Genomic DNA, 10,932 nt, shown 5'->3' on the forward strand with positions numbered 1-10,932 from the left:
CCTTTTGCCATCTTTTGTTCGCGGAATAAATTCTGTCCATCCCCAAAACCTCTGGATCAAACCCGCAATGTTCAAATATTTCTCTCGCAGCCTTTCCTTTCTCTCTTTCAGAAATAAAAATACGCTTAAATTCATCTGTATAAGTGATTCCTTTTGTACCAACTGCTTTAACATATTTATTAGTTGATAACTGCTTGGTCTCTTTCTCTGTGAAAATCTTTTTACTCATTATTTTCCCGTCTCCATGTTATCTCTAGTTGTGTTTCTTAATTATACAAAAAAGTACCCTATTGGTAGACTTTTTTTGGTGTCTACTTAATAGGGTACATTGTACTAAGAAATTGGGCTTTTTAATATTGGAATTTCCTTAACGTTGTAAACGCGGTTTCCTGACGCTACCACTAAATGATCGTATATTTGGATATCATTTTTTGTGAGTCATTTTTCTTGTAAAATAGGTTTTTTTTCCTTTAAATTTGCAACAATTATGATCCATCATAGCAGTGGTCGTGTAAATACATTGAAAAAAATGAGAAACTGTGGTAAATTTATATAGATACACCATTAATTGATTTTTGTATAAATTATCCCTATTTTAATTATACACCATAAAATCCTTTCCAGTCAACCCCTATTTTTATTTTTTAAAGGAGTGTTTGATATGAACATGGAACTTCGCCAGGAGCAAGAACGAGTGGACAGCGTAACTGAGACAATTACAGAGCAAATCAATAGATTGGAGGACGAAACTTCCAGGCGTCGGATGGAAGTTGTGAATATCCGCAAACACTTTTGGGATGAAGTAAAGGTTAATATTGATACCTTCGACGATTATCTTGAGACCATCATCGGCTTGAGACAAGAGGCTCAAGCTCTGTCCATAAGCCAAAGCACCCATAGACATGCATCCAAGAGATTATCTGCGCTGCGGCGTATGCAAGAGGTGCCCTATTTTGGTCGAATCGATTTCATTGAAGAAGGAACTTCAACTGCGGAACGAATCTATATCGGCATCTCTACGCTCACGGATACAAGCGGAGAAAATTTCCTTATTTACGACTGGAGGGCTCCGGTCTCGAGTGTCTACTACGACTACCAGCCTGGTCCCGCCAAGTATGCTACACCTGGAGGTGTCATTCATGGCATACTGGAGAAAAAGTGGCAATATCTCATCCGCGGCGGCATTATCCAATCTATGTTCGATACCAGTCTCACTATTGGTGACGAGATTTTACAGCAGGTTCTTGGTAAAGGTACAGACAAACATATGCACAATATAGTGGCCACCATTCAACAGGAGCAAAACCTGATCATCCGGCACGATCGCGGGCGGATGCTCATTGTACACGGCGCTGCTGGCAGCGGTAAGACATCGGCTGCCCTGCAGCGGATTGCTTATTTGCTCTATAAATATCGAGATATGCTGAATGCCGATCAAATCATTCTTTTTTCGCCTAATTCGATGTTTAATAGTTACGTTTCCAATGTGTTGCCAGAACTCGGCGAAGAGAATATGCAGCAGGTCACATTCCAGGAATACTTGGATCATCGGCTGAAAAGTGAGTTTCAAGTTGAGAATCCTTACGATCAATTGGAATATGTTTTAACTGCAGTGGATAACCCATTATACGGAACAAGGATTGCGAGCATCCGATTCAAGGCTACCACCCGTTTTTTTGAGGTGATCAAATCATACAGGGAGTCGCTGGAATTATCCGGAATGGTATTCAAAGGGATTATCTTCAGAGGAAAACCAATCGTTACTGCTAAACAAATCGCTGAAAAGTTTTATAGTAGCGACACCTCGCTTCGCTTTCATAGCAGACTTGAAAAATTGAAGGATTGGCTAATTAAGCAAATAGATGAAGCCGAGAAGCTCGAACGGACTAAGCCATGGGTACAGGAGGAAATCGAACTGCTTAGCAATGAGGATTACCATAAGGCATATACCTACTTAGCGGAAAAACGCGGCTTTAAAGGAGAGTCGATTCATGATTATGAAATCGAGCCTGAAGCGTTAGCCCGCTTGATTGTTCGCCAGAAGTTAAAGCCGTTGCGAAAACGGATCAAGGCGTTTCGTTTCGTCAACATTAAGGGAATATACAAGCAGCTTTTTACCGATCCCGCCCAGATCAAACAGTGGATGGATCGGGAAACACCCGAGGAGTGGGCGGATATTTGCCTATCGACTGTGAAAATGCTGGACGAAGGAAAACTATTTTACGAAGATGCTACTCCGTTTTTACTTATGAAAGAGCTGATTCAAGGCTTTCAAACGAACAGCTCGATCAAACATGTACTTGTAGACGAGGCGCAAGATTATTCTCCGTTTCAATTTGAGTTTTTGAAACGTTTGTTTCCTTCGGCAAGAATGACCGTGCTCGGTGACTTTAACCAGGCAATATTTGCCCATGCTAGCGAAATGGTTGATTTCCACACGCTTACCGGCTTATACGGACCGGATGAAACGGTTGCGATCAACTTGACCCGCAGCTACAGATCCACAAGACCGATCGTCGAATTTACACGCGGGCTCGTACCCGACGGCGAACGGATTACCGCTTTTGAACGCGATGGCGAGAGGCCTGTGCTGACACAATTGTCCAATCGCGCCGAACTGCACCGCTGCATCGCTTCCAAAGTCGCAGACTTGCGGAAGCGGCGGTATAATACGATCGCGATTATATGCAAATCCGCTGCGGAATGCACCGCCGCATACGAGGCCCTGAGCAGCGTCGAAGAAATCAAGCTCGTGAAGAGCGGCTCGATTGAATACGAGCAAGGCGTTGTCGTCATACCGGCGTATTTGGCCAAAGGCATCGAATTCGATGCTGTCATTATTTATGACGTATCGGCGCAAATATACTGCGATGAAAGCCTGCGCAGATTGTTTTACACCGCCTGCACCCGGGCTATGCATCACTTGCAGCTTTACAGCATAGGCGAACCGACCTCCTTTTTGCGCAACGTTACGCAAAAGAGTTTACTACTGACCATGACGTAAATAGTGGCTAGTTAGGAATACTTATTTTTAATGTACTACTTAATAAAAATAGAAGTTTGGAGGAGATAACATGATACCAGAAACAAAACTAAATGCCGTTAAACACGCCTTACAGACCACTTTTGGAGTGAGTGAATACGAAGATATCCGGAGATTGACCACTGGCCTCACATCTGCCCTTGTTTTTCGCATTGTTGTATAGGGAAACCCATACTTACTTCGTATCATCACTAGTACTGATGCTATGAGCGATCCTGCGCGACAGTTCGCTTGCATGAAGGTTGCTGCCGTGGCGGGACTTGCTCCCCGCATATGGTACATGAATATAAAAGACAGAATTTCAATCACAGATTTTGTGGAAGTTCGACCATTTCCGGCGGGTGAGGCAAAAACCAAGTTACCTGATTTACTTCGCCATTTGCATTCGCTGCCGCCTTTCCCCAAGCTTATGAATTACATTGATACTCTTGATACTGTCGATAGTTTCATTCGAAAATTTCAGGATGCTAAAATTCTTCCGGAGAGTATGACCGAGGAGATGTTCCAACTATACACACAAGTTGCAAATGTTTACCCTAGTCATGATGAGCAGAATTTAGTTTCGTGTCATAACGATCTGAAACCTGAAAATATTCTTTTTGATGGGGTTCGGCTCTGGCTTGTGGACTGGGAAGCTGCTTCTTTAAACGACCGCTATGCTGATCTGGCCGTTGTGGCAAATTTAAAGAAACTTTTGGGTTTTAGTGAAAAAACTGTAAGCATGGAATCCTGTTTTGAAAACAAATAAGAGGAAATCCTGTCATAAACATAATAAACTTCTAGAAGACTGGAATTTTAGAAAAGGAGATGAATTTCGTATGTCAACAAAAAAAGAAAATAACAATGAAGCATTTTCCATTAAAACCATCATAGGACCACTACTAGCTGTCATTGTTGGTATGATAATGGTAATTCTTGATAGTACGGCGATGAATGTTGCGCTTCCTGGAATAGTGGAAGATTTTAAGTCTGATGTTTCGACCATGCAATGGTCCATAACAGGTTATACGCTTGCATTAGCAGCTGTCATTCCTTTAGCTGGTTGGATGACGGACCGATTTGGGGCAAAAAAGATATTTTTAATTACGATCGCCTTGTTTACGCTTGGTTCCGTTCTATGTTCTGTTGCACAAAACCCTGAACAGCTAATCATCTATCGGGTTATTCAAGGGCTGGGCGGAGGAATGGTTGCTCCAATAGGAATGGCCATGATTTTCCGACTTGCTCCTCCGGATAAAATTGGGGCCGTAATGGGAACGCTTGGGGTTCCGATGCTATTAGCACCTGCACTAGGGCCTGTTTTAGCAGGATATCTTGTAGAATACGTTACTTGGCACTGGATTTTCCTTATTAATTTGCCAATCGGTATTATTGCACTATTGGTTGGAATGAAATTTTTGCCGAAAGTTGAACGTAAGACCGTTCCATCACTTGATTTTTTAGGAATCATATTAGCACCTATCGCATTCGCAATGCTAGCCTATGGAGTGAGTGAAGGGGGCAAAAGCTGGTCTTCAACAGAAACTCTTACCGGATTAATTGTAGGTGGAGTTGCTCTCATTATTTTCATTTTCGTCGAACTTCGTCAAAAGCAGCCTTTATTGGAGCTGAGAGTTTTTGGATCATCTGACTTTAGAAAAGGGATTGTGATTGCATGGATTTCTCAAATCGCTTTATTTGGGGTTATGATTATTGTCCCGTTATTTTTACAAACAGTTAGAGGTTACGGTGCTTTAGATACTGGTTTAATTCTACTTCCACAAGCTCTAGCGTCAGGTGTTATGATGCCAATCGGAGGGCGTTTATTTGATAAAATAGGTGCTCGTCCTTTAGTCATAACAGGCTTGTCTATTATTACTGGAGCGCTATTTATGCTTTCACGAATTTCTATGGATACAACTACTGGATTTATCATTACATGTTTAGTGATGATGGGCGCAGGAATGGGTCTATCCATGATGGCGATTAATACCCATGTTCTTCAATCCGCTCCAAGGCATCTTGTTAGTCGTGTCACACCATTAACAACAGCGGCTCAACAAGTAATGGTTTCATTTGCGGTAGCAGGTATGACTGGGTTCCTAACGTCAAGAATCACTGATCATATGACAGAAACAGCTAACCCAATTAAAGCAGCCGTTGCTGCCTATGGTGACACATTCCTTCTAGCTGCAGGGATTGCATTAGCTGGGGCACTTCTAGGAACAATCCTTAGTAGACCAAAACAACAGCCGGAACATGAACCAGATGATGAAACAAAAGACGCGAATGCTGCAATGATGGCAGGACATTAAAAAAGAAAAATGGATGATCTTTTCTATATAATAAGTTGATCTTCGGCAATCGGGCGCTATTCTTTATAAAGAAAGCGTCTTTTTTCTTGTATTTCAAGTGTTCTTATGGTTAGGTATTTTTTTGTTTTCTGCGATTGTTGAATAACGAGCGTATAAAAAAGACTCTCCTTGAACATAATAGAATCTAGATTAATTGATTTGTAGCATGGGAGAGTGAAGAGTAATGTTATTATCAGGAGCCTGTGAACAGTATCAATTAGATAAAAAAATTGAGGGATATTCACCTCTGACTTTAAAAACATATTGTTTTCAACATAGTCTCTTATTACGTTATTTCGGTGACATTAGCATGAGTGAATTTACTACAGAAAAACTAAAGGGTTACTTAATTGAGACAGGAGAACACTTAAAGCCATCTAGTTTGGGACATCGAGTTCGTTGCATCAAATCACTTTTTAGATGGACACATGATGAAGGCTTTATTCTTAAAAACCCTGCTGCTAAATTAAAAGAACCGAAGTTAGGTAAAAGAATTCCAAAATTCCTTTCAGAACTAGAGATTGAACATCTTAGGGAAGCATGTCATAACTCAATGGAGAATGCATTATTTGAATTTTTGTATTCTACTGGCTGCCGTATTGGGGAAGTCGTAAAACTGAATCGTGACGATATTAACTTCTCAACGAATTCTGTCATTGTACATGGAAAAGGTGATAAAGAAAGAGAAGTGTATTTTAATACCCGTTGCTCCATTTGGTTAAAAAGGTATCTAGATGAAAGAGATGATGAGGAGCCTTGTTTGTTTATTACGGAAAGAAGGCCAAAAAGACGTATGAGTATTGATAACCTAAGATTTATTATCAAACGTATATCGAATCATGCCGGGATTAAAAAGAGTATTCATCCTCATCAATTACGCCACAGCTATGCTACACATATGATTAACAACGGTGCGCCACTTGAAGTAATACAAAGTTTACTTGGCCATGAGAAGAGTGAAACCACGAGAATATATGCTCAGCTGAGCGGAAAGTTGCGACACGATTTTTATAGTAAATATTTTTGAAAGCTACATAAATTAATCTTTAATTAGAATCGAGGCGCGCATATATACAGGCGTGTCTTTTTGAATTGGGCCATTTAATGGAATAAGGCTTATTAATATGGATAGGTAAGGGTTTGAAGTTATCTCTCCCTTTTCCCCATTTATACCAGTACGTGAGGCTTTCACCGCATACGGCGTTGTATTGACGGTTTTTCACCATTTTCATTCTCTATAGTGAAGCGCTAATTTTGCGCTGTATGAATGGCTACCGAGGTCATAATGGAATGTTTCAACACATTGTTGTTTCAAATATTGATATCCATCTTGATTATTTCATAGCATATTTTCTTTAATAACATTGGATAATATTTTAATTCCTTTTCTTATTTTTTCTTCATTAATACTTGAGTAGTTCAAACGTAAGGTGTTTTTATGCCCCCCATTTGGGAAAAATGCTTCTCCTGAAATAAAAGCTACACCGTTTTTTAATGCAGATTTTAATAATTCCTCGCTGTCCATATAAGCTGGTAGTGTAACCCAGAGGAAAAAACCTCCCTTAGGCTCAGTATATTTAACTTCTTTAGGAAATTCGGCTTTAATTGTATTTAACATAGTATCTCTTCTACTTTTGCAAATCTCTATATTTTTCTTTATATTTGCTTTAACATCATATTTTTCAAAGAGCTTTGCAATTTGCATCTGAGAAAATATATTTGTATGAAGGTCTGAGCCTTGTCTAAACAAAACGTATCTTTGTATAATTTCTTTTGAAGCACAAACCCATCCAATTCTAAATCCAGGACAAACAGTTTTAGAAAAGGTGCTCAGAAAGATAACTCGTTCCTCAGTATCAAGACTCTTTAATGAAGGAAGATATTGTCCAGTAAAATTTAATTCACTGTAGGGATTATCTTCAACTATCAAAATATTATATTTGCTGGCCAGTTCAATTATTTTTTTTCGTCGTTCCAGACTTAATGTAACTCCTGTTGGATTTTGAAAATCCGGTATGGTATAAAGAAACTTAACATTTTTATTATTTTTAAGTCTTTCCTCCAAATCTTCTGGAATTAAGCCTTCATTATCTATACAAATCTCTTCAAAACTTGGAAAAAAAGGCTTAAAGGCATTAATTGCAGAAAGATATGTAGGACTTTCACAGATTATAGTATCGCCTTCGTCAATAAATGCCTTTGCAGTAAGATCCAAGCCCTGCTGAGATCCGGAAATAATCAGTATATTATCCAGATCTGCATTGATTCCTTTTTCTCTCATGATTTCAACAATAATTTTTCTAAGCTTATCGTATCCTTCAGAGGGTGCATATTGCATACTTTTCCCACCATACTCCGACAGTATTTCATCACAAATAACCTTCATTTCCTCTACCGGAAATATTTCTTCTGCAGGAAGCCCGCCTCCGAAGGAAATAATATCGCTGGCCCCTATTAATTTTAATAGCTCCCTTATTTCAGAAGCTTGAATTGTATCACTTCTTTTTGAAAATTTAATATTCATGTTAACCCCCTTATAAAATAGTGGCAAATGAAACACCCACATGCCACCTAAAGAAACGGATTGATGGTTGAATAAAGAGAAGCTTTTGAACTGCGAGAAGTATTTGAACATTTCCCTATTGCATTGATTCCTCTTTTTACTCGTTTAGTAATATCTTTTTCTGATAGGCAGGAGAAATTGAGATGTATATATAATTCACCAATAAACCTGTTAGGATAGGACAAATCACCGGGGATTATTAGGACACCATACAGGAATTGTTTTTTTTGTGAATTCTGATAATTTAAGAACATCAGGTAACTTGCACCACAGAAAGTATTCTCCCTCGGGGAATCTGGAGCTTAAACCCCTGAATTTTACCATGCAATAGTTCAGCTACATAAAATCGCGTTTTCATATATTTATTTTTAATAAAATCGATATCTATTTGTTGATTTAAAAAATATTATAAATGAATTAGATGTTTCAATTCAGGAACAGATAATCCACAATAAATTAGGAGCAATGCCATAATAACATTGAAAGGCTTTCTATACCGACTAAGAAATTTTTGAAATAATGCACCAAAAAGAGTCCAGCAGGACATCGATAGAAACCCTATGAATGCTAGAAATATAGCAAATATGAATAATACTATGTTTAATTTATAGTAGGGAATAATAAAAATTGAAGTCGCAGTTATACCATAAAGTATTGTTTTAGGATTCATAAACTGCATAAGCATTCCAGCTTTAAATGTGCTCATACTCGCATCATTAGTATCATTTGGGTTAGAACTACTTTTGAGTATCTTAACAGCCAAATATATTATATATACCGAACCAAATAATTCCATAAACAGCCTGATATTGGGAAGAAGTTTAAATAGAAATAAATTAAGATAACCACACAATAGTATGATGACAGCCATTCCAAAAGTAGCACCTAGAACAAATTTAAAGGATTTTTTATAGCCAAAGTTAATTCCGTTAGTCATAGACATAATATTATTTGGTCCGGGGGTAAAAGTTGAAACAAAAACATAGGATAGAAGTGCAGCAAAATTGATCATAAATTGACCTCCCTGATTTAATTTGAAAAGATACTAACTAATGCTAGCATGAATGATATCATGGTACTAATAATCAGTAAAATTGATAAATTGAATGATAATGATTAAAATAAATGATTGATTTTGGGGTGTATATAGATGGAGTCTCGCCAATTAAATACATTTATCACTGTAGCTAAACTGAATAATTTTACAAAAGCAGCAGCTTACCTAGGGTATTCGCAATCCGCAATTACTGCTCAGATACAACTGTTAGAAAAAGAATTAGAAGTTCATTTGTTTGAAAGATTAGGGAAAAGCATATCTTTGACTGCTGAGGGGGAAAAGTTTCTTGTTTACGCTAAAAAAATACTAGAACTTCATGATGAAGCAAAAAATACTTTAGCAGCATCAGATGTATTAAAGGGAACTTTGACGATAGGGGCAAATGAATCGCTCTGTGCTGTAAGGCTCCCTCACCTATTAAAGGAATTCCATGAGCAAAATCAAGCGGTTGAAATTATTTTAAAAATGGAAAATAATAATAAATGTCAAACATTGCTAAAAGAAAATCAGGTTGATGTTGCTTTTATTATTGGTCAGAAAATAAATGCTTCTGAGTTCATTACTGAATTGGAACTTCCCGAGCCCTTAGTTTTACTAGCCATTCCGGGACATCCGCTTACTACCAAAAATCGAGTTTATCCCGAAGATATTGCTGACAACACTGTAATCGTTGCTGAAAAAGGATGCAGTTACCGCAATCTTTTGGAGAAAAGTCTCGATGATGCTGGGGTAGCTCCGAAATCCATAATGGAAACGGGCAGTATCCAAACAATCAAACAATTGACAATAAGCGGACTGGGGATAACGTTGCTTCCCAGGATTACTGTTGAGGAGGAGTTGAACAGAAAGCAATTAATAGAACTTCATTGGGGTGGGGCTCCTTTTAATTTGGTTACACAAATGGTATATCACAGGGATAAGTGGGTTTCGACGGTATTAAGAACTTTCCTAGACCTAGCTAAAGAAATACTAGAGTATTAATAGAAGATTTCAATTACATATTATTAAGTTATTCGTTTAACTCTGCCTTCTTCCGCTCTCAAATATTTAACGAATTTCCTTGGTGGTCATAGATGTGGATGAAGAATTAGGCTAGGGTCTAATAATAATTTATGGAATTGATTAACTAACTAGAGAAAATCCGTGAAGTAACTAAGGAATATGGAGCTAGGGGGTATCATGTATTTCCACTGGAAACTTTATATGATTCTCCTGCGCACTAGAAATTTCGCGCCTATGGAATTTCAGAAGAAAGCGCCACAGGCACATCCAATGCAGCCTTAGCTTGTTATTTAGAGAGATATAATAGCAAGCATAGAAATAGTAAAGAAATAACTTTCACTTTTGAACAGGATATGTAATGAGTAAACCTTCAGCGATTACTGTAAATAATATATATTCCCCCAGAAGAACCTGTGAATATTCAGTTGGAGGTTTTACATCTAAGTTTAAAGGAAAGTGGATTAAGGATCTAGACAGGATTTTTAAATAATCATCACTTTATTGATTACCGATAATCCTTACTTATGTTAAAAAAAATAAGCTTTTCTTGTTCAACAATCGGGCGCTTTAATCGAGCAACGAAAAAGCCTAATTTCTCAGTATTAAATTGTAAAGTGTACCCTTTGTAAAGGACATTAAAAAAAACCTAGGCAGTTTTAAGAAGATGATCTCTATATTGAACAGGGGTCATCTTTTTTAAATTCCACTGGTATCTATAGTGATTGTAATAAATCATATATTGTTTAATTTCTTTTCTTAACTCATCTAGACTTGTACATGCTTTAATAGAGGACTCGTCTTTAAGATGGCCAAAGAATAATTCCTGTGGTGCGTTGTCCCAACAGTTTCCCCGTCTTGACATAGATTGGCGTAACCCTAATTTCTTTACTGCTTTTTGAAAGATAGGACTTGTATAATGAACACCTTGATCTGA

General features: G+C 37.9%; 8 protein-coding genes and 1 pseudogene. 5 read left to right on the top strand and 4 right to left on the bottom strand.

The genetic code is table 11. The features are described 5' to 3' along the window. Positions 1-229, bottom strand: a 229-nt coding sequence (locus tag H540_RS0119695; RefSeq protein WP_028402077.1) for an HTH domain-containing protein, incomplete at its 3' end; no start/stop codon positions are given. A gap of 432 nt (positions 230-661) precedes the next feature. Between H540_RS0119695 and helD the strand changes: the two genes are divergently transcribed. The 4 genes and pseudogenes from helD (at position 662) to H540_RS0119720 (ending at position 6,403) form a co-directional block, all read left to right on the top strand. Beyond that, on the top strand, positions 662-3,004 hold the full coding sequence (gene helD, locus H540_RS0119700) for an RNA polymerase recycling motor HelD (protein ID WP_028402078.1): 2,343 nt from the start codon (positions 662-664) through the stop codon (positions 3,002-3,004). Positions 3,005-3,224: 220 nt separating this feature from the next. After that, positions 3,225-3,791, top strand: a pseudogene (locus tag H540_RS0119710) (phosphotransferase); the annotation flags it as partial. A gap of 70 nt (positions 3,792-3,861) precedes the next feature. Further along, positions 3,862-5,337, top strand: coding sequence for a DHA2 family efflux MFS transporter permease subunit (locus H540_RS0119715; RefSeq protein WP_028402080.1), 1,476 nt, complete (start codon positions 3,862-3,864; stop codon positions 5,335-5,337). A 223-nt stretch (positions 5,338-5,560) separates the two neighbouring features. Beyond that, positions 5,561-6,403, top strand: a complete 843-nt coding sequence (locus H540_RS0119720) for a tyrosine-type recombinase/integrase (protein WP_028402081.1) — start codon at positions 5,561-5,563, stop codon at positions 6,401-6,403. A gap of 312 nt (positions 6,404-6,715) precedes the next feature. On the opposite strand, the gene H540_RS0119725 is transcribed toward H540_RS0119720, so the two are convergent. Both H540_RS0119725 and H540_RS0119730 read right to left on the bottom strand, forming a co-directional pair. Then, positions 6,716-7,900 carry an aminotransferase-like domain-containing protein gene (locus H540_RS0119725; protein WP_028402082.1) on the bottom strand — a complete coding sequence of 395 codons (1,185 nt, stop codon included), beginning with the start codon at positions 7,898-7,900 and terminating at the stop codon, positions 6,716-6,718. A gap of 445 nt (positions 7,901-8,345) precedes the next feature. After that, positions 8,346-8,951 carry a LysE family transporter gene (locus H540_RS0119730; protein WP_028402083.1) on the bottom strand — a complete coding sequence of 202 codons (606 nt, stop codon included), beginning with the start codon at positions 8,949-8,951 and terminating at the stop codon, positions 8,346-8,348. A 138-nt stretch (positions 8,952-9,089) separates the two neighbouring features. On the opposite strand from H540_RS0119730, the gene H540_RS0119735 reads away from it, so the two are divergent. Beyond that, on the top strand, positions 9,090-9,977 hold the full coding sequence (locus tag H540_RS0119735) for a LysR family transcriptional regulator (RefSeq protein WP_028402084.1): 888 nt from the start codon (positions 9,090-9,092) through the stop codon (positions 9,975-9,977). Positions 9,978-10,644: 667 nt separating this feature from the next. Here the strand turns inward: H540_RS0119735 and H540_RS0119745 are convergent. Further along, the coding region (locus H540_RS0119745; RefSeq protein ID WP_028401906.1) for an IS3 family transposase at positions 10,645-10,932 on the bottom strand (288 nt) is incomplete at its 5' end.

The organism is Ectobacillus panaciterrae DSM 19096 (assembly GCF_000430785.1).
Classification (GTDB): Bacteria; Bacillota; Bacilli; order Bacillales; family Bacillaceae_G; genus Ectobacillus; species Ectobacillus panaciterrae.